Consider the following 22,312-nt stretch of genomic DNA (forward strand, 5'->3'; position numbering starts at 1 on the left):
ATCCCCTACATGGCGGTGCTGCCCGCAGAAACCGCACAGACCACAGCAAACGACGGCAGACAATGGCAGTCGCCGCGAGGCGAGAACCTATGTCTGCCGCCGTGATGACGGGATCGGAGCGTGGTCACCCCGAGCGTGATCAGAAGTTGATCATGTGCCCTTCGAGGCCGTGGAAGACTTCCTGGAGGGCCTCGCTGAGGGTCGGGTGGGCGTGCACGTTGCGGGCCAGTTCCTTGGTGGTCAGGTCCCACTTCTGGGCCAGGGTCAGCTCGGGCAGGAGCTCGGTGACCTCGGGGCCGATCAGGTGCGCGCCGAGCAGTTCGCCGTACTTGGCGTCGCTGATCACCTTGACGAAACCGGTCGGGTCGCCCAGGCCGTGCGCCTTGCCGTTGGCGGTGAAGGGGAACTTCGCGACCTTGACGTCGAAGCCCTCCAGCCGCGCCTGCTCCTCGGTCCAGCCGAAGCTGGCGATCTGCGGCTGGCAGAAGGTGGCCCGCGGGATCATCACGTGGTCGAGTTCCATCGTCTCGACCCCAGCGATCGTCTCGGCCGCGACTACGCCCTGCGCCTCGGCCGCGTGGGCGAGCATCAGCTTGGCGTTCACGTCGCCGATGGCGAAGATGTTCGGCACGTTGGTGCGCAGGAATCCATCGGCCTTGATGGCGCCGCGCTCGCTCAGCTCGACGCCGATCTTGTCCAGGCCGTAGCCGTCGACGCGCGGCTGGAAGCCGATCGCCTGCAGCACCTTGTCGGTCTCCAGCGTCTGCTGGGCGCCGTCCTTGCCGGTGACGGTGACCTTGACCTTCTCGCCGGAGTCGTCGATCGAGTCGACCCGGGTGCCGGTGAGGACGTCGACGCCGAGCTTCTTGTAGGCCTTCGCCAGTTCCTTGGAGACCTCGATGTCCTCGAGCGGGACCAGCCGGTCCAGGAACTCGACGATGGTCACCTTGACGCCGTAGTTGGCCAGCACGTAGGCGAACTCGACGCCGATCGCGCCGGCGCCGGCGATCACCATGCTGCCCGGCAGTTCCTCGGTGAGGATCTGCTCCTCGTACGTCACGACCCGCTCGCTCAGCTGGGTGCCCGGCAGCAGCTTGGTGGTGGCGCCGGTGGCGATGATGCAGTTGTCGAAGGTGACGGTCTCGGAATTCCCGTCGTTGAGGCTGACGTCGAGGGTGTTCGCGTCGACGAAGGTGCCCCAGCCGTCGAGCTCGGTGATGTTGTTCTTCTTCATCAGGAAGTGCACGCCCTTGACGCGGCCGTCGGCCACCTTCCGGCTGCGCTGCACCGCGGTCGGGAAGTCGAAGCTGACCTCGCCGCTGATGCCGAAGGTCTTCGCCTCCTTGCGGAAGATGTGCGCGAGCTCGGCGTTGCGCAGCAGCGCCTTGGACGGGATGCAGCCCACGTTCAGGCAGACACCGCCCCAGTACTTCTTCTCGATGATGGCGGTCTTGAGGCCGAGCTGGGCAGCGCGGATCGCCGCGACGTACCCACCCGGACCCGCGCCGAGGACAACAACGTCAAAGTGCGAGGCCATGCCATGAACTTTAGTGGGTCGCACCAGCGGTTGAGACCACCGGGAGCCCAGCGTGACGGCGGTCACCTCCGAGCGGGCCTTCACGCTAATTGTCACCGTCCGTGGTGAGCCGACGGTCACGGTCCGGCGGTGGGCGCGCGCACTGGGGTATCGCCAGGACCGTACGGCGCTTACGCTGGGCAGGCGCGGGGGCCAGGTTGCCCACGCACGCTCGTGAGGCGAGTGATGGGGACTTGATGGTGCTGGGGCTGGGTTTACTGCGAGAGGGTCGAGGGCTGCGGTTCGCCGCGCTCGGTACGTTGCTGGCTGTTTTCGCCGTGCCCGCATACGCCGACGACCCGACGCCTCCCCCGCCTGCCTCGGTGACCGACGTGAACCGGTCCCTCGAGCAGCTCCAGGCCGAGGCCGCCGCGATCCAGGCGGACTTCGCCAAGACGACCATCGCCTACACCAACGCGCTGAAGGCGGCCCAGACGGCCGAGGCCGCCGCCAAGCGGGCAGAGGCGTTCGCGGCCGCCTCCAAGACCAAGTCCGACGCCGAGCGCCGCCGCCTAGGCATCCTGACCGCCCAGGCCTACCAACTGGGCATCCCGACGGTGCTGGGCACCGAGTCGATGCTGTGGTCGCTGGCGCCGGTCGCGGAGAACCTGCAGGAGATCGCCGACCGCCAGACCGCCATCAAGCAGCTCGGCAGCACCCAGGTCGCGCAGTACAAGGCAGCGACGGCCGCTGAGTCGGCAGCCGGTACCGCGGCCTCGGACGCGGCGACCAAGCGGGCAGCGGCCGACAAGGCAGCCGAGACGGCACAGCAGCTGAGCAAGGACGTCCAGAGCAAGGCAGCGACCGCCTCGATGGCGATGCAAGGCCAACTCGCCGACCTGGCCGGAGCCACCCAGCTGTCGAACCAACTGCAGACCACCCGCAACCAGCAGGCACGGTCCAACTGGCAGACCTACCTGACCGAGCTGGCCGCGACCAAGGTGAAGCCGCCGGCCGCCAGCACGATCAAGAATCCTGCCAAGCTCCCGCGGGGTCTCCAGCCGCTCAAGGTGCGCGGGCGCCCCGTCGCGGGTGCGGCGGCCGTGGTGGATGGCGGCCGGACCGTCCGGGTCCTCCCGGCCGAGACGATCCGCGCGGTCAACCAGGCCTTCTCCCTGCTCGGCAAGCCGTACGGCGTCGCAGCCACCGGCCCGGACAAGTACGGGTGCCTCGGCGCCGCCCGGGTCGCCTGGCAGCCGTACACGACGCTGCCGAACCTGATCGGCAAGGTCTACCCGAACTACCAGAAGGTGACGCCCGCCTCGGTCCAGCCCGGCGACCTGCTGGTGATGGGCAGCAGGACCGTCGGCCTGTTCCACATCGGCATCGCCCTCGACAACGGCGAGATGATCGCCGCCGACGAGGCCAAGGGTTCTGTCGTCGTGACCTCCGTCCCGGACAGCCTCTACGCTGCCCTCCGTCCGACGCTCGGCCGCCCCGCCAAGGCGCAGGTCGCCCCCGCGAGCACCTCCGGCGCGTATGCCTTCCGCTGCGGCAACACCACCACGTCGTACGACGTCGGCACCGGCGAGTGGACCTGGCCGCTGGCCGAGGGCACCTACCAGATCGGTACTTCGTTCGGCCAGGCCGGTGCGATGTGGGCCACCGGGTTCCACACCGGCCAGGACTTCCCGGCATCGGTCGGTACTCCGGTCCGGGCGGCCACCGCCGGCACCGTGCGGATCGAGCACCCGGCCTGGGCGGGCAACCTGGTGCGCATCGACCACGGCAACGGCCTCGAGACGCTCTACGCGCACCTGGACTCGATCGACGTCGCCGACGGAGCGCGGGTCTCGGCCGGCCAGCGGATCGGCGCCGTCGGCACCAAAGGGAACTCGACCGGGCCGCACCTGCACTTCGAGGTGCGCCTCGGTGGTGACGCGGTGAACCCGATGCCGTTCCTGGCGACCGGCAGCGCGAGTCTCGGCTGGGGTGGCTACAGCAACGGCCTGATCCCCGCGTCCAAGCTCTGTGGGATCACCGCGGGTCATGCGCTTCGCTGCGACGCGGCGGCGGCGTACCAGCAGTTGGCGAGTGCCTATAGGAAGGCCTTCGGCAAGACGCTGTGCATCACCGACTCCTACCGTTCCTACGCGTCCCAGGTCGATCTGTACGGCCGCAAGCCGTCCCTGGCCGCCCTGCCCGGTACGTCGAACCACGGCTGGGGTGTAGCCGTCGACCTCTGTGGAGGCATCGACCGCTTCGGCACAGCGCAGTACCGCTGGATGCAAACCCACGCAGCCGCCTTCGGCTGGGTCCACCCAGCCTGGGCCAAGCAAGGCGGCACCCGCGAAGAACCCTGGCACTGGGAATACGGCAACCCAGCCAGTGCCTGACCGCCCTCTCCGCTGGCTCCGCAAACACCGGTGGCTTTCCGCAGCCGGCACTGTTGTCCTCGTAGCCGTACTCGGCGTCGCCGCGACTCCCTACCTGTCAGCCTTCGGCACCACCCAGGGCTGGCAGGGCTACGGCAATGGCATGATGCCGGCCTCCGAGCTCTGCCGGATCGCCGGCGGCCACCAGCTCCGGTGTGACGCAGCCGCGGCGTACGGGGCGTTGGCGGAGGGCTACGAAGCGCACTTCGGGAAGGAGTTGTGCATCACCGACTCCTATCGGCCCTATCGCGCTCAGGTCGAGCTGATCAGGCGGAAGCCGGGGGCTGGGTGCTTTTCCCGGTACTTCGAACCACGGCTGGGGCATCGCGGTGGATCTGTGTGACGGGATCAACGATTTCGGCACGCCGGAACACCTGTGGATGCAGGCGAACGCGGAGGCCTACGGCTGGGTGAATCCGGAGTGGGCACGCGAAGGGGGCTCGCGGCAAGAACCTTGGCACTGGGAGTTCGCGCCGGCTGCCGGGCGGTAGACCGGCGACCACGTACGCTGGGGAGGTGGCCGAGAAGACCAGTCCCGACCGCACGGATCACAACATCACGCTGGACGCCCAGGACGATCGCTGGGAGTGGCGTCGCAAGATCCGTGCGAACCCGCGCAAGCACCTGATCTACCGGATGGGGGTGGGGGTGGTCGGTGGCCTGCTCCTCGTCGCCGCGCCACTGACCGGTTGGCTGCCCGGACCGGGCGGCATCCCCTTGTTCATCCTGGGTCTGGCCGTGCTGTCGAGCGAGTTCGAGTGGGCGCAGCGGCTGCTCTACCGGGTGAAGGGCTGGGTCCAGGAACTCACCGCCTGGACCGGCAAGCAGCCGGCCTGGCTGAAGGCGCTCGGTACCGTCGCGCTGTTCCTCTGCGTGCTGGTGGCGATCTGGCTCTACCTGGCCGTGCTCGGCGTTCCCGGCTGGTTGCCCGACTCGTGGGAGTCCTTCCTCCACAAGCTGCCTCTGCTGGGGTGATGAGCTTGAGCCTCACATCAGTGTGAGGGTTTGAGAATGGGCGGCATGAGCCGCCCGAACTCGTCCGCCGCGATCCTGGCCGTGCTGTCCGTCGCGCAGTTCCTGATAGCTCTCGACTACTCGATCATCTACATCGCGTTGCCGAGCGTCGCCACGGATCTCCGCCTCGACCCGGCCCTCGCCCAGTGGGTGATCAGCGCGTACGCCGTGCTGTTCGCCGGGTTCCTGGTGGTCGGCGGACGGCTCACGGACCGGCTCGGGGCGAAACGGTTGTTCGTCGTCGCGATCATCGGCTTCGGCCTCGCCAGCGCGGTCGGCGGTGTCGCCTCCGACGGCACGCTGCTCCTGATCGCGCGAGGCGCCCAAGGTCTCGGCGCCGCCCTGCTGCAACCGGCGATCCTCGGCCTGATCGGCACCACCTTCACCGCCGGACCGGCCCGCGGCCGCGCCCTCGCCGTCTGGGGATCGGTCGGCGCCTCCGGCCTGGCCGCGGGCGCGATCCTCGGCGGTGTGCTGACCAGTGCCTCCTGGCGTCTCACCTTCTTCGTCAACGTGCCGCTCACCCTGCTCGCAGCAGTGGGCGCGACCATCTGGATCACCTCCAACTCGTCGAGAGTCGCCTCGCGGGTGCCCTTCATAGCCTCAGCCCTCGGTACTGCGACCGTCCTCGCGCTGGTGATCGGCCTGACCCTAGGCACGGATCATCCACTCGCCGCGGCGAGCAGCCTCGCCCTGGCCGCCGCCCTCTTCCTCGCCTTTGTCCGCAACGAACGCAGGTCCACGAATGCCCTGATCGAGCGCGGACTTCGCAGTACGGCCTCATTGAAGGCAGGTGCCGCCGCGACCGCGCTCTACATGGCCAGCGTCGGCTCGGAGTTCTACGTGCTGACGCTGCTCCTCCAATCCCAGAAGGACTACACGCCCCTCCAAGCCGGCCTGGCGTTCCTCCCGCTCGCAGTACTCGTCACTGCCGGCAACACCGCCGCCGAACGCGCCGTACGCCGGTACGGCCCGCCGGTGGTTCTCGCCGCAGGCTTCGTGATCGCCGCTGTAGGACTCCTGTGGCTAGCACTCGCTCTGGACGGTGCCTCGTACGCCGGGAGCCTGCTGCCCGGGTTGCTCCTCAGTGGGTTCGGGCACGGGGTGATCTACACGTCAATGTTCATCATCGGCACCCACGACGTGGCTCCTGCCCAGCAAGGCACGGCTGGCGCCCTGCTGACCACGTCCCAGTACCTAGCCGGAGCCCTGACGATCGCCGTGCTCACTCTGGTACTCACCGCCTCCCCCGGCCCCGCCCAGTTCCGCACGGCCTTCCTGCTGACCACCGCGGCCGCAGCGGGAGGCGCAGTACTGGCGCTGAGGCGGGCTGTGGTGAGGCAGGCGGTCACGCAGGAGTGCTGACGGCGTAGTCGCGAATCGGGAGTCCGCTGCTCCTCTTCTGGCCCATCCGGAGCATCTGGTTCAGCAGGAACGCGTTGCCGAGCAGGCGGTTCCGCGCCGCGAGGCCGAAGCGAGTGCTCGGCGCGAGGAACTTGCCGGTGCGGTTGCCCCCGGACTGGCAAGCCTGGACCGGCTTGCGCAGTTGCCGTTCGTACGCCGCGAACGCGGCCGCGTGGTTGCCACCTGACCTCGTCAACTCCCCTGCGAGCACGTAGGCCGCGACGATCGCAGTACCGGTTCCCATGCCGCCGACGGTCGCTCCGTAACCGGCGTCGCCCAGCAAGACCACGCGGCCGGACGACCAACGATCCACGTCGACGCGGCTGATCGAGTCGAAGTACAGCTCGGCGGAGTCAGCCAGTCCGTCCAGGATCTGCGGCACGTGCCAGCCGAGTCCGCTGTAGGCCTCGCGGAGGATCGCGTGCTGCTGCGCCACGTCCCGCCGGTCGTAGGTGAGCTCGGGCGAAGCGAAGATGAACATCGCGCCGGCCTTGCCCGGATCCCGATGGTCGACGCCGACGCTGGCGAGCCGCCCGGGCACGTTGTACATCAGCGACTCACCCTCGATGCCGAACGAGTTCGGCAACTCCCACCCGGCGATGTAATAGCCCAGGTGGCTGACGTAGTCCCCCTCCGGCCCGAAGGCGAGCCGCCGTACGACGGAGTGCAGGCCGTCTGCCCCGACGACCAGGTCGAAGGTCCGCGCGGTTCCACTCTCGAAGGTGACGTCGACGCCGCCATCGTGCTGGTCGAGCATGGTGATCGAGTCCCCGAAGACGTACTCCGCGTCGTGCTTGCTGTGGTCGTAGAGCACGTGGGAGAGATCCGAGCGCAGGACCTCCAGGTCTCCCCCGGCGAACTCCGGCGGCAGCCGCAGTACCTGCTTGCCGTCCTCGTCGACGAACCGCATCGCGCTGCCGCCGGTCTGCCGGGCGCGGAGATCGTCGAGCACGCCCATCCGCTCGAGGACGACCTTGTTCACATCGCCCCGGAAGTCGACCGCGTACCCGCCCTGGCGCAGCGCCGGAGCCAGCTCGACGACGGTCACCTCATGGCCGTAACGCCCAAGCCAGTAGGCGATTGCGGGGCCGGCGACACTCGCGCCGGAGATCAGGATCTTCATCGGAATCCTCTCGGGACTGAAACTGTGTCCGACGGACACAGTAATGTGTATGGTAGACACAGTTGTTCGCCGACGCCAACCCGATGAGCGAGGACCCCCGCGATGACCGACCTGCTCTGGGGGCGTCAGCAGCCGCCGAGCCGTGGGCCGAAACCCGCGATGACACTGGACGGCATCGCCCGCGCCGCGATCGCGATCGCCGACGCCGAAGGGCTCGACGCGGTCTCCATGCAGCGCGTCGCCGGCGAGCTGCCCTTCACCAAGATGGCCCTGTACCGCTACGTGCCCGGCAAGGCGGAACTCGTCGCGGTGATGACCGACCTCGCGATGGGCCTGCCGCCTGAACACCCCGAACGGCCATGGCGAGAGGCCCTCAAGACCTGGGCGCTCGACCTCTACGCGGGCTTCGAGATGCACCCCTGGCTGCTTCTCTCGACGGTTGGTCGCCGCGCGCTCGGACCGAACGAGCTCACCTGGATGGACCGCGGAGTACAGGCTCTGGCCGGCAGCGGCCTGAACGGTGGCGAGCAGCTCGATTCACTGGCGGTGATCGCCGGACACGTGCGGACGATCGCCCAGCAGTCACTGACGCTGCCGGGTGGAACCACGGGAACGACCGAGGAGGACATCACCGCCACCCTCACGGAGGTGCTGAGCGCACAGGCCGAGCGTTTCCCCAGCCTGGCCGCGGCGCTGGGGACGGCCGCGGGCTCCGAGAATCAGGGCCTCGAGTTCGGGCTCGACCGCATCCTCGACGGCATCGAGCTGCTGATCACCGCACGGAAGGACTGAGCCTGGGCGCGTTGAAACGTTGCCGATAGGTGGACGCGCTCAACCCGTAGTGGGACTTGAACCGCCGGGCGAAGTAGTTCTGATCCGGCCAGCCCACCGACTCTCCGATCCGGCTGATCGGGTCGTCGGTGTGCAACAGCCGATCGGCCGCGAGCTCGACCCGATGCCGGGACAGATAGGCCATCGGCGGCAGGCCCGTGGCCGACTTGAAGAGCCGGACCAGGTAGCCCGGCGCCAGGTGCAGCTTGTCGGCCAGTTCGGTGAGTGTCCACTGCCTGGCCGGATCGGCCTCCATCATCCGCATCGCGTCCAGTACTGCGGGATGTGTCTGACCCCGGAGATCGTCACGGTCGCCGACCGTCCGCGCGACGCAACTCAGGTACAGCGACAACCGGCCGACGATGTCGCCGCGATGCCGGCTGACCGGCTGGTCGCGCAACTGCCGCAGCCCGTCGAGGTGCTCGACCCCTTCGGCGAAGGTGGCCGGATCGAGATGCGTGGTGAGGATGCCACGTCGCTGCGCCGAGAACGGGCCGGTCCACAAGAGATAACCCAGCAAGGGATCCTCGCGGGTCCAGGCCAGCTCGCGCTGCACCAGGTCGGCCGAGAAGCAGCAGTTGTAGACCTCGAGCGCGCGGCACTCCTCGTACTCGTGCCAGACCCCCGGCCGGAGCAGGATGAGGTCGCCGACCGCGAGTTGCTGGCGTCCCGCGAGGCTGTGATGGACGCCTTCTCCCCCGGTCACCAGAGCGAGTTCGAAGAAGCTGTGCGTGTGCAGCGGGTGCGAATTCTCGTGCACGTGCGGACCTGCGTGCACCAGCGTCCCATCGACGAAGTGCAGCAGCGTCCCGGTGGTCTTGACAGGCTCGTCGGCCATGCCTCACGTTACCGCCCAAGGTGCATTTTGTGCTACCACGAGTGCACTGCGGGCTAGCCCCCGGCCGCCGTCGGCCGCAGGATCATGGGACAGGCGAAACCTTCCCGCCACCCATCCGAAACAGAATCAAGCCCTTCGCCAGAGCAGTCACTGAATCGTTTCACTCGCCCGGTTGGAGTCACATGTCGAACGTCGCCGCAGCCAGCCCCCGCACCCCTGCCACCCCGCTCGCCGCTCCCTCCTCACCTCGCTTCGAACATCGCACCGACGCCGGGCCCGTGCTGGGCATCGGCACCGCCACCCCACGCCTGTCCTGGCAGGTCCCGACGGCTGCCGATGGGTATGAGCAGACGGCGTACGAGGTCGAGATCGTCACCAGTGGCACGGCGCAGACCCATCCGGTTGAGTCCGGCGAGCAGGTGCTGGTTCCCTGGCCGGGCGAGCCGTTGAGGTCGCGGGAGTCGGCGCAGGTCCGGGTACGGGTCCGGGGCGACGGTGACTGGAGCGACTGGAGCGCGCCCGCGACGGTCGAGGCCGGACTGCTCAGTGCCGACGACTGGACCGCGCGGTTCGTGAGTCCGCGCGAGATCGGTGCCGTCGGTTCACCCGCGCCCGTGCTCGGCGGCGTGCTCCAACTGCCTGACGGGATCAGCCGCGCCCGGCTGTACTCCACCGCGCACGGTATCTACCTGCCCGAACTCAATGGCGAGCGAGTCGGCCAGGACGAGCTCGCACCCGGCTGGACGGCGTACCAGCAGCGGCTTCGCTACCAGACGTACGAAGTGACCGACCTCGTCCGCGCCGGCGAGAACCGGCTCGAGTTCCTGGTCGGCAACGGCTGGTACCGCGGCCGCCTCGGCTTCCACGGCAAGAACTCCCTGTACGGCGACCGGCTGGCTGTCCTCGCGCAGCTCGAGGTCACCACCTCTGATGGCGAGATTCACGTCTTCGGCAGCGACGAGACCTGGACCGCTCACGAGAGCGCGATCATCACTGACGACCTGTATGACGGCCAGAGCACCGACCTCCGCCGGGTCGCGGGCCAGACAACCGCGGTCGATGTGCTCGACGCCGACCTCAACCTCCTCGTCGCCCCCGACGGCCCGCCGGTGCGAGTCACCGACGTACTGGCCGCCGTCGAGATCACCACCTCCCCGGCCGGCAAGACGTTGGTCGACTTCGGGCAGAACCTCGTCGGCAGGGTCCGGCTCAAGGTCCGCGGCGGATCCGCCGGCGACGAGGTCGTCCTGCGCCACGCCGAAGTACTGGAGAACGGCGAGCTCGGCGTACGCCCGCTCCGCACTGCCAAGGCCACTGACTCCTACATCCTGGCCGGGCCCGACGAGGTGACGCTCGACTCGCCGCTCACCTTCCACGGCTTCCGGTACGCCGAGGTCACGGGCGTCCCGGATCTTCGCAAGGAAGACCTCGAGGCCGTCGTGATCAACTCCGACCTGCGCCGGACCGGTTGGTTCGAGTCGTCGCACGATCTCCTCAACCGCTTCCACGACAACGTGGTCTGGGGGATGCGCGGCAACTTCGTCGACGTACCGACCGACTGTCCGCAGCGCGATGAGCGGCTCGGCTGGACCGGCGACATCCAGGTCTTCTCCCCCACCGCGAGCTTCCTGTTCGACACCGCCGGGTTCCTCACCGGCTGGCTGGCCGATCTGGCCGCGGAGCAGCAGAAGGACGGCTCGGTGCCGTTCGTCGTACCGGACATCCTCCGGCAGGCCGGGCCGGCGACCGCGGCCTGGGGTGACGCGGCAACGATCGTCCCGTGGGTGATCTACGAGCGGACCGGGGATGTCGGCCTGCTGGCTCGTCAGCTGCCGAGCATGCGGGCGTGGGTGGACCGGATGGCCGACCTGGCCGGCAACGACCTGCTCTGGGCCGGCGGATTCCAGTTCGGCGACTGGCTCGACCCGACGGCGCCACCGGAGAACCCCTTCCGCGCGAAGGCGGACCCAGACGTCATCGCCACCGCGCACCTTGCCCGCTCCGCCGAGGTGGTCGCGCAGGCGGCCGAGCTGGTCGGCGATGCCGAACTGGCCCGGGAGTACGCCGACCTGGCCGCCCGCGTCCGGCAGGCGTTCGCGGCGGAGTACACCACGGATGGCGGGCGCGTGCTGAGCGACGCCGCGACAACCTACGCCCTCGCGCTCCAATGGGCCTTGCTGCCGACTGACGAACAGCGCCGTCGCGCCGGCGAACGCCTCGCGGATCTGGTCCGTACAGCAGGCTTCCGGATCAGCACCGGTTTCGTCGGTACGCCGCTGATGGCCGACGCGTTGGCCGATTCCGGACATCCTGACCTCGCATACCGCCTTCTGCTGCAGACAGGCTGCCCCTCTTGGCTGTACGCAGTGACGATGGGCGCGACGACGGTCTGGGAACGCTGGGACAGCATGCTGCCGGACGGCAGCATCAACCCCGGCCAGATGACGTCGTTCAACCACTACGCGCTCGGTGCGGTGGCCGACTGGATGCACCGCCGGGTCGCCGGTCTCGCACCAGGCGATCCGGGGTACCGGACGATCGTGGTGCGCCCGCTCCTCACCTCCCAACTCACCAGCGCGGCGGCGAAGCACCTCACGCCGTACGGCGAGGCCGCCGTCTCGTGGAGCCGGGCGGACGGACAGGTGCGGCTCAGCGTCACCGTGCCGGTCGGTTCACGGGCAGAGGTCCACGTACCCGGCGAAAGCGCACCGAGCAGCGTCGGTCACGGCACGCACGAGTGGACTGCCGACGACCCGCACGCCGTGGCGACGCAACTGCCGGCTGATGCAAGCATCCGGCAGCTGATGGACCACGAAGCCAGCTGGGACGCGGTCGCGACCGCGGCCCGGAACCACGAGATCGTCACCGATGACGCCGAGCTCGCCGCCCGGCTCGAGCGCTACCTCGACCAGCCGGCCGCTCAGCTGGTCGAAGCCATCAGCCCACGAGGCTTCTCGCCCACCGCCGAGGCCCTGCAGGCCGAGCTCGACGGTCTACTCCACCCCTGATGAACATCCCTTGGAGGTCATGATGACGTTCCGCCCACGCATGAGAGGACTTGCCGTCGTTGCGGCCGGCTCGCTTGCTCTGACCGCCTGCAGCGCGGGGAGTCTCGGCTCCAGTGACGATGCAGGCGGCGCCGCATCGGTCAGCATCACCTACCTGGCGGGCAACCTGGAACAGGACGTCAAGGAGGCCAACCAGCTCATCAAGGACTTCACCGCCAAGAACCCCACCGTCACGGTCAAGCTCGAGACCCGGCCGGGCGGCAGCGAGGGTGACAACATCGTCAAGACCCGGCTGTCGACCGGCGACATGTCCGACGTGTTCGGCTACAACACCGGTTCGCTGTTCCAGGCGATCGCACCGGAGAAGAACCTCACCCCGATCAGCGACCAGCCCTACATCGGTGACCTGGACGAGAACTTCAAGAAGACGGTGACGGCCGGCGACAAGGTCTACGGGGTGCCGTCGGGTGGCTTCATGGGCGGCGCGGTCCTCTACAGCATCCCGGTCTACACCAGGCTCGGGCTGAAGGTGCCGGCGACGTGGGCCGAGTTCATGGCCAACAACGCCAAGATCAAGGCGGCGGGGATCGCGCCGGTGATCCAGACCTACGGCGAGACCTGGACGTCGCAGCTGTTCGTCCTCGGCGACTTCCACAATGTCGCGGCGGTCGAGCCGGACTTCGCCGACCGGTACACGAAGAACCAGGCGAAGTACGCCACCTCCCCGGCCGCCCTGAAGGGCTTCGAGCACACCCAGCAGGTGCACGACGCCGGCTACGAGAACAAGGACTTCGCCTCGGCCAAGCTCCCCGACGGCCTCCGCATGCTTGCCCAGGGCAAGGGTGCGCACTACCCGATCCTGACCGGTGTGGTCAACGACATGGTCTCCACCTACCCCAACGCCGCCAAGGACGTCGGACTGTTCGCGCTGCCTGGTGACGACGCGAGCAAGAACGGCCTGACCGTGTGGACTCCCGGCGGCGTCTACATCCCGAACACCACGACCGGCGAGAAGCTGGACGCGGCGAAGAAGTTCCTCGCCTTCATCGCCAGCCCGGACGGCTGCAAGTCCCTGGCCACCACGGGCGTCCCGACCGGCCCGTACGCGGTCAAGGGATGCGAACTGCCGGCCGACGTACCGCAGTCGATCAAGGACATGCAGCCCTACCTCGACAAGTCCGGTGGCTCCAGCCTGGCGCTGGAGTTCGTGTCGCCGGTCAAGGGCCCGTCGCTGGAGCAGATCACCGTCGAGGTCGGCTCCGGCATCCAGAAGGCCAAGGACGGCGCCGCCCGGTACGACGAGGACGTCAAGAAGCAGGCGCAGCAGCTCGGGCTGGCGGGTTGGTGAAGTCTGTGACCGTCACCTCGATCCGCCCTCGCTCACGCGCTGACGCAACCCCGGCCGCACGTGCGGCCGGGGGGAAGATCTACACGCCGTACAAGTACTGGTTCTACCTGCCCGCCGCGGTGCTCTACGGCGTGCTGTTCGTTGTCCCGACCTTCGCCTCGTTCTACTACAGCCTGACCCGGTGGACCCTGTTCGATTCGAAGTTCATCGGCCTGGACAACTTCAGGCTCTTCTTCTCCGAGCCCCAGCTGGTCAAGGGCTTCACCAACACGCTGATCTACGCGTTCGTCACCTCCGGGTCGAAGGTGGTCCTGGGCCTGCTGCTGGCCGTGCTGCTGACCTCCCGGATCGTCGGCCGCGCCTATCTCCGGTCGGTCGTCTTCTTCCCCGTGCTGGCCAGCACGATCGGCGTCGCCATCATGTTCACCGTGCTGATGAACCCCGAACGCGGGCTGATCAACGGCGCTCTGGGCCTGATCGGCATCGACGGGCCGGGCTGGCTGACAGACCCGAAGTACGCGCTGATGTCGGTCGCGCTGGTCGACGTGTGGAAGGGCGTCGGGCTGGCCACCCTGATCTACATCGCCGGCATCGTGTCGATCCCGCGCGAGTACATGGAGGCCGCCCGGGTCGACGGAGCCGGCGCCTGGGAGACGTTCCGCCGGATTGTGCTGCCGCTGTCCCGGCCGGCCACCGTCACCGTGATCATCCTGTCCCTGATCGGCGGCCTGCGGTCGTTCGAGCTGATCTGGGTGATGACGCGCGGCGGTCCCGGCTTCACCTCGGACGTGATCGCCTCCGTCATCTACAAGCAGTACCAGGCCGGGTTCTACGGTCTGTCGACGGCCGGCAACGTGGTGCTGTTCCTCGTGGTCACCGCGATCGTCCTGCCGCTGTCATGGTTCCTGAACCGCAAGGAGGTGGACATGTGAGCACCGCCGAACTCGTGAATCACAAGCCGGGCCGCAACTATCTGCTCAGCGCGGTGGCGATCCTGGCCTCGATCGTGGTGTTCGTCATCCCGTTCGCCTTCATCGTGCTGACCGCGGTGAAGGACCGGCAGCAGTCCGCGCTGCTCGACTTCTCCTGGCCGCACCAGCTCCGCATCGTCCAGAACTTCGTCGAGGTCGTCCAGGCTCGCGACTACATGCTGGTGATCGCCTACATCAACAGCACGATCCTGACCGTGGCCAGCGTGACCGGCATGGTGGTGCTGGCGGCGATGGCCGGATTCGTGCTGCAGCGACGCCGGAGCCGGTGGAACCCGTTCATCAACTTCCTGGTGCTGTCCGGGCTGATCATCCCGCCGGCCGTTGTTCCGACGATCTGGGTGCTGCAGAGCCTCGGCCTGTTCCGGACCATGTCCGGGCTGATCCTGATCGAGATCGCGTTCGGGCTGTCGTTCTGCATCCTGCTCTTCCGGGCGTTCGTCGCGACGATCCCCCGGGAGCTCGACGAGGCGGCCATCATCGACGGCGCCGGACCGCTGCGGCTGTTCTTCCGGGTCATCTTCCCGCTGCTGAGATCGGTCATCGTGACGGTCGTCGTGGTCCAGTCGGTGGCGGTGTTCAACGACTTCGTGAACCCGCTGTACTTCCTGCCGGGCGACCAGAACGCGACCGTCCAGCTGACCCTCTACAACTTCCAGAGCCAGTTCAGCACCCAGTACAACCTGCTCTTCATGAACATCCTGCTGATCACCATCCCGCCCCTGATCATGTTCCTGTTCTTCAACCGCCAGATCGTCGCCGGCCTGACCTCGGGCGCGGTGAAGGGCTGATCCGTACGATGTCGCTATCGGCATCGGAGGGTTTGCATGGGGTTCTACAGCGAACGCGTCGTACCGCGGATCGTCGACTTCGCCTGTGGGACGAAGTCAGCGGGTCCACTGCGGCGAAGGGTCTGCGAAGGACTGACGGGTGAAGTCGTCGAGATCGGGTTCGGCACGGGCCACAACGTTCCGTTCTACCCGCTGACGGTGACGAGCGTGACCGCCGTCGAGCCGTCCGATCTCGGCTGGCGGCTCGCGGCCGACCGGGTCGCGGCGGCCGGCGTCCCGGTTCAGCGAGCCGGCCTCGACGGTCAGTCGCTGCCGTTCGGCGACGACACCTTCGACGCGGCCTTGTCCACCTGGACGCTCTGCACGATCCCCGATGTGGACGCCGCCCTCCGCGAGGTACGGCGGGTGCTCAAGCCAGGTGGGACCCTGAACTTCGTCGAGCACGGGCTCGCCCCCGAGAAGGACGAGTCCGTACGCCGGTGGCAGCGGCGCCTCGATCCACTCGAGCAGCGGCTCTTCGGCGGTTGCCACCTCGACCGGCCGATCGTCGAGCTGGTGACCGCAGCGGGGTTCACGATCACCGAGCTCGACGTCTTCTACGAGAAGGGGTCACCGAAGACGATCGGCGCTTTCTCCCTCGGAGTGGCGACTTCAGGCAGTCTTTCGGACGAGTAGATAGGCCTCTACAGGTCCGCGTAGTATCGCTCGACGGCGTCATAGTCCACCGAGCTGTCGGGCTTCATGCCGAGCGCGTCGTAGTGCTTGCGGCGGGCGCGCATGTCGGCCAGCAGGATCGCCCGCGCGTGGGTGGCCACCTCCTGGGCCACCTCGGCCGGTACGACGATCACACCGTCGTCGTCACAGCCGACCATGTCGCCCGGGCTCACCTGGGTACCCCCGCAGGCGATCGTGGTCTGCGTCTCGACCACCTTGATCCGGCCCGGGATGATGGTGCGGCCGCGGTGCCGCGAGCAGATCGGCGTGCGCTGCGCGGTGATCTCGGCGGTGTCGCGGCAGTACCCGTCGGTGACGATGCCGGCCGCGCCGCGGGTCCATGGTGGCCACCCTGACCGACCAGGACGTCTTCGAGATCCTGACGCTGCGGTCAGCGCTGGAGCGGCTGGCGATCGAGCTCGGGGTTCCGGTGCAGGTGCCTGAACGGTTGAAGGTCGCCCAGGAAGCCTTGCTCGAGATGGAGCGCTGCGCTGAGGCACAGGATCGCGGCAGCCTGGTGCAGGCCGGCTACCGGTTCCACTCGTCGCTGGTCGCGCTCGCCGGACACCGCCGGCTAGAGGAGGCCTACGCGTCCGTGCAGCAGCAACTCCTGCTCTGCATGGCGCGCAACCTCTATGCCCGCGAGCACTACCACGAGGGACTCCCCGAGCACGTCGCCCGGCACCGGTATCTCCTGGAGCTGGTCGAGGCCGGAGACCCGGCCGCAGTACTGGCTGAGCTCGCGGTGCACGGAGAGCGTTCCTTCAGCGAGCTTCAGAGCAACGTCGGCAAGCGCTCGGCGAGCAGCTCGTAGTCCTTCGGGCCGTTGTAGGCGTGCGCCGACAGCCGGGTGAACACCCGGCCGTCGAACGCGGTCAGCGTGATCTCGGCCTTCAGGTCGCGGGACACCCGGATCTTGAAGGCCTCCCCCGCCTCCGGGCTCGGCACGCCGTCGAAGGGCAGTTCCACCAGCCGCATCGTCGCGGCCGGGTGGGCCACCTCCGCCACGCTCGTGCCGAGGGCCTTGGCGACGATCTTCGCGCCCTCGTCGATCACGCCGGCCAGGTGCGCCCGGCGCCGGGGCCAGTCCAGCTCCTCGAGCACGCGCAGCGACTCCGGCGCCGCGATCCACGGGGCATAGTCGAAGGTGCCCTGCATGTCGAAGCGCTCGGGCAGGCGCTCGTCGTACTCGGACCAGGAGACGATCAGCGGGAGGGTCGCCGGCCGCCACTTCTCCGCGACCACCAGACCGGCGGTCGCGCGGGGCGAGGCCGGCCACTTGTGGAAGTTGCCGGTCCAGAAGTCCGCGCCGTCCTCGGCTGGCGCGTCGATCAAGGCGGGCGCGTGGGCGCCGTCCACGATCGTCGGCACGTCCAGGGTCCTGCAAAGCTCGACCAACTGGCGGATCGGGAACACCATCGCCGTCGCCGAGCTGATCTGGTCGACGATCAGGGCCGCCGTCCGGTTGTCCAGGGCGGCGCCGATCGTCGCGACCACCGTGGCGTCGTCGGCCTCGAGCGGTACGTCGACCACGACCACCTCGGCCTGGTTCGCCCGGGCGAACCGCTCGGCGGCGTACAGCACCGCGCCGTACGCGTGGTTGGTCAGCACGATCCGGCTGCCGGGGCGGATCGGCAGGGCGGCCAGCGCGGCCGTGACCCCGGCGCTCGCGTTCGGCACCAGGGCGAAGCCCGCCGGGTCCGTCTGCAGGAAGGCGGCCAGCTCGAGCCTGCTCGCGGTCAGCCGGTCCGCGACCGAGCGGAACCAGCGCATCGGGTTGGTCTCGGTCTCGGCGCGCAGTGCGGCCAGAACCTCCTGCGTCCGGCGCGGGACCGCGCCGTACGAGCCGTGGTTCAGGTGCAGGACGCCGGGGTCGAGGGACCACAGGTCGGGGCGGGGTGCGCTGAAGGCCGTCACCATCACAACGGTACTGAATCGCCCGGCGCCGCGAGCCGGGCGTCCCCCGGTCGGACATACTTCGGCGTGTGTACACCTACCTCGACCACGACGGGCCGATCGCGATGGCCCACCGCGGCGGCGCGTTGCACCCGGACAACATCGGCTTCGAGAACTCGATGCACGCCTTCGAGCAGGCGGTCGGCCTCGGCTACCGGTACCTCGAGACCGACCTGCACGCCACCAGCGACGGCGTCGTCGTGGCCTTCCACGACCACCGGCTGGACCGGGTCACCGATCGCACCGGGGAGGTCTCCCAGCTGCCCTGGTCGGAGGTGCGCAAGGCGAGGATCAACGGGCACGAGCCGATCCCGCTGCTCAGCGAGGTGCTCGAGCGGTTCCCGGAGGTCCGGCTCAACCTGGACATCAAGGCCGGCAACGGCGTGCTGCCGACCGCGAAGGTGCTGCGAGACCTGAACGCGGTCGACCGGGTCTGCGTGTCGTCGTTCTCGCAGGCCCGGGTCTGGCAGATCCGCCGGGAGGTCGGCGAACGGCTGGCCACCGGGTTCGGCCACCAGGAGATCGCCCGGCTGCGGTTCGCGCCGTTCCGCCTCTCCTCCCCCGGCGCCTGCCTGCAGATCCCTGAGTACTTCGGACGCCTGCGGGTGCTCACCCCCGGACTGCTCCGCCGGGCCCATGCCCTGGGCAAGCAGGTGCACGTGTGGACGGTCGACGACCCCGCCCGGATGCACCGCCTGCTCGACGCCGGTGTGGACGGGCTGATCACGGACCGGACGGACCTGCTCCGCGACGTCCTGATCGACCGCGGCCAGTGGAAGAGCTAGTCATCCCTCAACCGGTGTCGCCCTGGCGGTTCGGGGCCCAGAGGCTGTCCGCGTCGCCGGCTTCGAGTCGGCCTCGGTAGACGTCGATCTTGTGGTCGATGAGCTCGAGGTTCTCCTCCAGCTCGGCGATCCGGGCCCGCACGTCGGCGCGATGGGCTTCCATCAGAGCCAGCCGCTTGTCCTCGTTGCCGTGCCCCGCGGCCACCAGTTCGGCGTACCGGCGGATGGTCTTGATGGGCATGCCGGTGGCCCGCAGTCTCGTGCAGACGGTGATCCACTCGAGGTCGAGCTGGTGGTAGCGCCGGCTGCCTCCGGCGGTGCGGTCGACTGGTGTGACGACCAGGCCGGCGCGTTCGTAGTAGCGCAAGGTGTGCGCGGTGACTCCGGTGCGGCGAGCTGCCTCGGCGATGCTCAGCCCTGCTTGGTTGACTTCGAGCATGCTCTAAATCCTAGCGTCGCGAGCATGAGTGCTTCCCTCCTTGCCACCCACCCGCCAGACCTAGGCCGACGCCGCCGCCTTCTCGTGCTGGCGATCTGCTGCGCCGGCATCGTCGTCGTGGTGATGGACATATCCATCGTCAACGTCGCGCTTCCGGCGATCCGTCGGGACTTGCACGCCTCCGTGTCCGGCCTGCAGTGGACGGTCGACGCGTACACCCTGGTGCTGGCCTGCTTCCTGCTCCTGGCCGGGTCCACCGCCGATCGGGTCGGCCGCCGCCGGATCTTCCAGTTCGGCCTTGCCGCCTTCGGGCTCGGCTCGCTGCTGTGCAGTCTGGCGCCGAGCATCGGCTGGTTGATCGCGGCGCGCGCTCTCCAAGCCGTCGGCGGCACGATGCTCAACCCGGTCGCGATGGCGATCGTCGCCAGCACGTTCCCCGACCGGGCCGAACGGGCCAGGGCCATCGGGGTGTTCGGTGCGATGTCCGGCCTGTCGCTGGGGCTGGGCCCGATCCTCGGCGGCGCCCTCGTCGACGGCTTCGGTTGGCGGTCCATGTTCTGGGTCAACGTGCCGATCGTGGTCGCCGCGATCGTCTGCACCGGGCTGTTCGTGCCCGAGTCCCGCGCCGCCCGGGCTCGCCGGTTCGATCCGGTGGGCCAGACTCTGGTGATCCTGGTGCTCGGCAGTCTCGTCTACGCGATCATCGAGTCCAGGAAGCTGGGTTGGACCTCGCCGGTCATCCTCGCCCTGTTGGCCGTCGCAGTGCTCGGCGTCGGCGGAATCCTTGCGTACGAACCGCGACGTAAGAACCCGCTGCTCGAGCTGCGCCTCTTCCGCAGCGTGCCTTTCAGCTCGGCGATCCTGATGGCGCTTTTCGCCTTGTGCGGGTTCAGTGCCTTCCTGTTCATCACCACCCAGTACCTGCAGGATGTGCGCGGTCTGTCGGCGCTTGCGGCCGGGCTGTGCGTGCTTCCGGTCGGGGTGCTGATCATCGTGCTCTCCCCGCTCACCGGTCGGATGGTCGGAGCGCGAGGTCCCAGACTGCCGCTAGTGGTTGCCGGTACTGCGCTGACGCTGGGCGGATTCGCGTCGCTCTGGCTCGGACCGGACACGCCACTGCCGGCGGTGCTCGCGATCTATCTGCTGTTCGGCATCGCCCTAGGCACGGTCAATCCGCCGATCACCAACTCTGCGATCTCCGGCATGCCGACGTCGATGGCCGGTGTGGCGGCCTCGCTGGCCTCGGTCGGCCGACAGACCGGTACCACGCTCGGCGTCGCGATCTCCGGGGCGATCCTGGCACCGGCCGCAGCCGTCGGTGGGATGGCGTTCACCCATGCGGAGCACGGCGTGTGGTGGCTGGTGGCCGGCCTCGGCATCGGCGTACTCGTGCTGGGGTTGCTCAGCACCGGGCGCCGGGCCGCGGAGACCGCCGCGCGGGCGGCGACGTTGTTCAGGGGCGCGGACTGAAGTGTTATCGAAGAAGACACCGAGTCCGCCTCTCACCTGGGACACTCCTCCGCATGGGATTCCTCTCGGCGCCTGCCACCGTCGACAAGCGTGAGTACTGGGGCTTCAGCCTCTACGACTGGGCGAACTCCGGCTACGTCACCACCGTCGGCACGGTGCTCTTCGCGCCGTACCTCACCTCGGTCGCCGAGACCGCCGCCTGCGGCCGGGTCGGTACGACGGAAGACCCGTGCCACACCAACCTCCAGGTGCTCGGGCTCGGCATCTCCCCCGGCTCGCTCGCGTTCTACGTCGTCACGGTGGCGACGCTGATCTCGGCGCTGTTCCTGCCGGTGGTCGGCGCGATCGCGGACCGGTCGCCGCGCAAGAAGTTGCTGATGTGCGGGTTCGCCTGGGTCGGGGCGCTCGCCGCGTGCAGCATGGTGTTCGTCACCGACGGCCGGTGGGCGCTCGGTGCGCTGCTGCTGTTCATCGGCAACCTGTGCCTGGGGTCGTCCCTGGTCGTGTACGACTCGATCCTGATCGACATCGCCGGACCCGACGACCGCGACGACGTCTCCTCCCGGGCCTGGGCCTTCGGCTACCTGGGCGGCTTCATCCTGCTGGCGATCAACCTGGGTGTGGTCACCGCGCACGACGCGCTCGGCATGAGCCAGGCCACCGCGGTCCGGCTGAGCCTGCTCAGCGCGGGACTGTGGTGGGGCCTGTTCACGTTCATCCCGTACCTGCGGCTGCGCGACCGGCCACCCGCGAGCGTTCAACCGGTCGGTGGCGGAGGCCTGATCAGGCAGAGCTTCGGGCAGCTGTTCGCGACCCTGCGGCACATTCGGACCTACCCGATGACGTTGCTGTTCCTGGTCGCGTACCTGTTCTTCAACGACGGGATCCAGACCGTCATCTCGGTCTCCTCGACCTACGGCGAGAAGCAGCTCGGGTTCGAGACCCAGGTGCTGATCATGACGATCCTGCTGGTCCAGTTCATCGCGTTCTTCGGCGCGCTCGCCTTCGGCCGGTTCGCCCGGCGGTTCGGCAGCCAGCGCACGATCATGGGCGGCCTGGTGATCTGGATGGTGATCGTGATCGCCGGGTTCCTGCTGCCGGCCAGGCAGATCGTGCCGTTCCTCGCGATGGGCGCGGCGATCGGCATCGTGCTCGGCGGCACCCAGGCGCTGTCCCGGTCCGCGTTCAGCCAGCTGATCCCGAAGGGCCGCGAGGCGGAGTACTTCAGCCTGTACCAGGCCGGCGAACGGGGCACCTCCTGGCTCGGCACCCTCGTCTTCGGCCTGGTCCACCAGATCACCGGCTCCTACCGCCCGGCGATCGTTGCCCTCGGCTTCTTCTTCGTCATCGGCCTGGCCCTCCTCTCCCGGGTAGACATGCGCCGAGGAATCCGCGAAGCCGGCAACACCCAACCCACCCTCGTCTAACCCACCCCCGCCTGCCACACCCGTGGTGCCCGTCGTGCCCTCTCAGGGGTCAACCCCTAAGAGGGTGGGTTGCCCCATCGGAATCTCAGCGGGCAACCCACGCCCTGAGGGGTTGACCCCTCAGAGGGCGTCGGGCGGCCGGGCGGGCGTCGGCGGTTAGCGGGGCGTCGGGGGTGGTTAGCGGGGCGTCGGGTGGCCTGGCGGGGCATCCGGGCCGGGCGGGC

Annotated in this window: 21 protein-coding genes; 15 read left to right on the forward strand and 6 right to left on the reverse strand. The window is 68.6% G+C overall.

All coding sequences use genetic code 11. From position 1 onward, the window contains the following. Positions 1 to 139: 139 nt before the first annotated feature. On the reverse strand, positions 140 to 1,537 hold the full coding sequence (gene lpdA, locus EV648_RS32780) for a dihydrolipoyl dehydrogenase (protein ID WP_132298993.1): 1,398 nt from the start codon (positions 1,535 to 1,537) through the stop codon (positions 140 to 142). A 236-nt stretch (positions 1,538 to 1,773) separates the two neighbouring features. Here lpdA and EV648_RS32785 point away from each other — a divergent pair, with 236 nt between their 5' ends. The 5 genes from EV648_RS32785 to EV648_RS32800 are packed head-to-tail and all read left to right on the forward strand — an operon-like array spanning position 1,774 to position 6,330. Further along, the gene (locus EV648_RS32785) at positions 1,774 to 3,912 is read left to right on the forward strand and encodes a peptidoglycan DD-metalloendopeptidase family protein (protein WP_241995816.1); all 2,139 of its coding nucleotides are present in this window, start codon (positions 1,774 to 1,776) and stop codon (positions 3,910 to 3,912) included. Next, positions 3,905 to 4,294, forward strand: a complete 390-nt coding sequence (locus tag EV648_RS44405) for a hypothetical protein (protein ID WP_241995817.1) — start codon at positions 3,905 to 3,907, stop codon at positions 4,292 to 4,294. The genes EV648_RS32785 and EV648_RS44405 overlap by 8 nt, the downstream gene beginning before the upstream one ends. Next, complete coding sequence (locus EV648_RS44410) at positions 4,281 to 4,442, forward strand: M15 family metallopeptidase (protein WP_241995818.1); 162 nt, start codon at positions 4,281 to 4,283, stop codon at positions 4,440 to 4,442. The genes EV648_RS44405 and EV648_RS44410 overlap by 14 nt, the downstream gene beginning before the upstream one ends. A 25-nt stretch (positions 4,443 to 4,467) precedes the next feature. Continuing rightward, the gene (locus tag EV648_RS32795; protein WP_241995819.1) at positions 4,468 to 4,926 is read left to right on the forward strand and encodes a PGPGW domain-containing protein; all 459 of its coding nucleotides are present in this window, start codon (positions 4,468 to 4,470) and stop codon (positions 4,924 to 4,926) included. Positions 4,927 to 4,971: 45 nt separating this feature from the next. Then, positions 4,972 to 6,330, forward strand: a complete 1,359-nt coding sequence (locus EV648_RS32800) for an MFS transporter (protein WP_132298995.1) — start codon at positions 4,972 to 4,974, stop codon at positions 6,328 to 6,330. Here the strand turns inward: EV648_RS32800 and EV648_RS32805 are convergent. Further along, on the reverse strand, positions 6,314 to 7,492 hold the full coding sequence (locus EV648_RS32805; protein ID WP_132298996.1) for an FAD-dependent monooxygenase: 1,179 nt from the start codon (positions 7,490 to 7,492) through the stop codon (positions 6,314 to 6,316). The two genes, EV648_RS32800 and EV648_RS32805, sit on opposite strands and share 17 nt — an antisense overlap. Positions 7,493 to 7,594: 102 nt before the next feature. Here EV648_RS32805 and EV648_RS32810 point away from each other — a divergent pair, with 102 nt between their 5' ends. Then, complete coding sequence (locus EV648_RS32810; RefSeq protein ID WP_132298997.1) at positions 7,595 to 8,284, forward strand: TetR/AcrR family transcriptional regulator C-terminal domain-containing protein; 690 nt, start codon at positions 7,595 to 7,597, stop codon at positions 8,282 to 8,284. On the opposite strand, the gene EV648_RS32815 is transcribed toward EV648_RS32810, so the two are convergent. Continuing rightward, positions 8,265 to 9,161, reverse strand: coding sequence for an AraC family transcriptional regulator (locus tag EV648_RS32815; RefSeq protein WP_132298998.1), 897 nt, complete (start codon positions 9,159 to 9,161; stop codon positions 8,265 to 8,267). The two genes, EV648_RS32810 and EV648_RS32815, sit on opposite strands and share 20 nt — an antisense overlap. Before the next feature lie 182 nt (positions 9,162 to 9,343). On the opposite strand from EV648_RS32815, the gene EV648_RS32820 reads away from it, so the two are divergent. The 5 genes from EV648_RS32820 to EV648_RS32840 are packed head-to-tail and all read left to right on the forward strand — an operon-like array spanning position 9,344 to position 15,972. Next, positions 9,344 to 12,169, forward strand: coding sequence for a family 78 glycoside hydrolase catalytic domain (locus tag EV648_RS32820; protein WP_132298999.1), 2,826 nt, complete (start codon positions 9,344 to 9,346; stop codon positions 12,167 to 12,169). A 40-nt stretch (positions 12,170 to 12,209) separates the two neighbouring features. Beyond that, positions 12,210 to 13,517, forward strand: coding sequence for an ABC transporter substrate-binding protein (locus tag EV648_RS32825; protein WP_241995820.1), 1,308 nt, complete (start codon positions 12,210 to 12,212; stop codon positions 13,515 to 13,517). A gap of 5 nt (positions 13,518 to 13,522) precedes the next feature. After that, the gene (locus tag EV648_RS32830) at positions 13,523 to 14,449 is read left to right on the forward strand and encodes a carbohydrate ABC transporter permease (protein ID WP_241995821.1); all 927 of its coding nucleotides are present in this window, start codon (positions 13,523 to 13,525) and stop codon (positions 14,447 to 14,449) included. Then, positions 14,446 to 15,297: a carbohydrate ABC transporter permease gene (locus EV648_RS32835; protein WP_241995822.1), complete on the forward strand. Its 852-nt coding sequence runs from the start codon at positions 14,446 to 14,448 to the stop codon at positions 15,295 to 15,297. The genes EV648_RS32830 and EV648_RS32835 overlap by 4 nt, the downstream gene beginning before the upstream one ends. Positions 15,298 to 15,333: 36 nt before the next feature. Further along, positions 15,334 to 15,972, forward strand: a complete 639-nt coding sequence (locus EV648_RS32840; protein ID WP_132299002.1) for a class I SAM-dependent methyltransferase — start codon at positions 15,334 to 15,336, stop codon at positions 15,970 to 15,972. Positions 15,973 to 15,980: 8 nt separating this feature from the next. On the opposite strand, the gene EV648_RS32845 is transcribed toward EV648_RS32840, so the two are convergent. Next, on the reverse strand, positions 15,981 to 16,406 hold the full coding sequence (locus EV648_RS32845) for an RraA family protein (RefSeq protein WP_241995843.1): 426 nt from the start codon (positions 16,404 to 16,406) through the stop codon (positions 15,981 to 15,983). On the opposite strand from EV648_RS32845, the gene EV648_RS32850 reads away from it, so the two are divergent. Then, entirely contained in the window at positions 16,352 to 16,825 is a 474-nt protein-coding gene (locus tag EV648_RS32850) for a GntR family transcriptional regulator (protein ID WP_241995824.1), read from the forward strand. The two genes, EV648_RS32845 and EV648_RS32850, sit on opposite strands and share 55 nt — an antisense overlap. On the opposite strand, the gene EV648_RS32855 is transcribed toward EV648_RS32850, so the two are convergent. Continuing rightward, the gene (locus tag EV648_RS32855) at positions 16,786 to 17,931 is read right to left on the reverse strand and encodes an aminotransferase class V-fold PLP-dependent enzyme (protein ID WP_132299124.1); all 1,146 of its coding nucleotides are present in this window, start codon (positions 17,929 to 17,931) and stop codon (positions 16,786 to 16,788) included. The two genes, EV648_RS32850 and EV648_RS32855, sit on opposite strands and share 40 nt — an antisense overlap. Before the next feature lie 65 nt (positions 17,932 to 17,996). On the opposite strand from EV648_RS32855, the gene EV648_RS32860 reads away from it, so the two are divergent. Then, the gene (locus EV648_RS32860) at positions 17,997 to 18,752 is read left to right on the forward strand and encodes a glycerophosphodiester phosphodiesterase (RefSeq protein WP_132299003.1); all 756 of its coding nucleotides are present in this window, start codon (positions 17,997 to 17,999) and stop codon (positions 18,750 to 18,752) included. A 7-nt stretch (positions 18,753 to 18,759) separates the two neighbouring features. Here the strand turns inward: EV648_RS32860 and EV648_RS32865 are convergent, their stop codons facing one another. Next, complete coding sequence (locus tag EV648_RS32865) at positions 18,760 to 19,191, reverse strand: MerR family transcriptional regulator (protein ID WP_132299004.1); 432 nt, start codon at positions 19,189 to 19,191, stop codon at positions 18,760 to 18,762. Positions 19,192 to 19,215: 24 nt separating this feature from the next. Here EV648_RS32865 and EV648_RS32870 point away from each other — a divergent pair, with 24 nt between their 5' ends. Both EV648_RS32870 and EV648_RS32875 read left to right on the forward strand, forming a co-directional pair. Further along, entirely contained in the window at positions 19,216 to 20,661 is a 1,446-nt protein-coding gene (locus EV648_RS32870) for a DHA2 family efflux MFS transporter permease subunit (RefSeq protein WP_132299005.1), read from the forward strand. Positions 20,662 to 20,714: 53 nt separating this feature from the next. Beyond that, on the forward strand, positions 20,715 to 22,088 hold the full coding sequence (locus tag EV648_RS32875; RefSeq protein WP_132299006.1) for an MFS transporter: 1,374 nt from the start codon (positions 20,715 to 20,717) through the stop codon (positions 22,086 to 22,088). Positions 22,089 to 22,312: the final 224 nt, after the last annotated feature.

The sequence above is a fragment of the Kribbella sp. VKM Ac-2568 genome (assembly GCF_004345365.1).
GTDB classification, from domain to species: Bacteria; Actinomycetota; Actinomycetes; order Propionibacteriales; family Kribbellaceae; genus Kribbella; species Kribbella orskensis.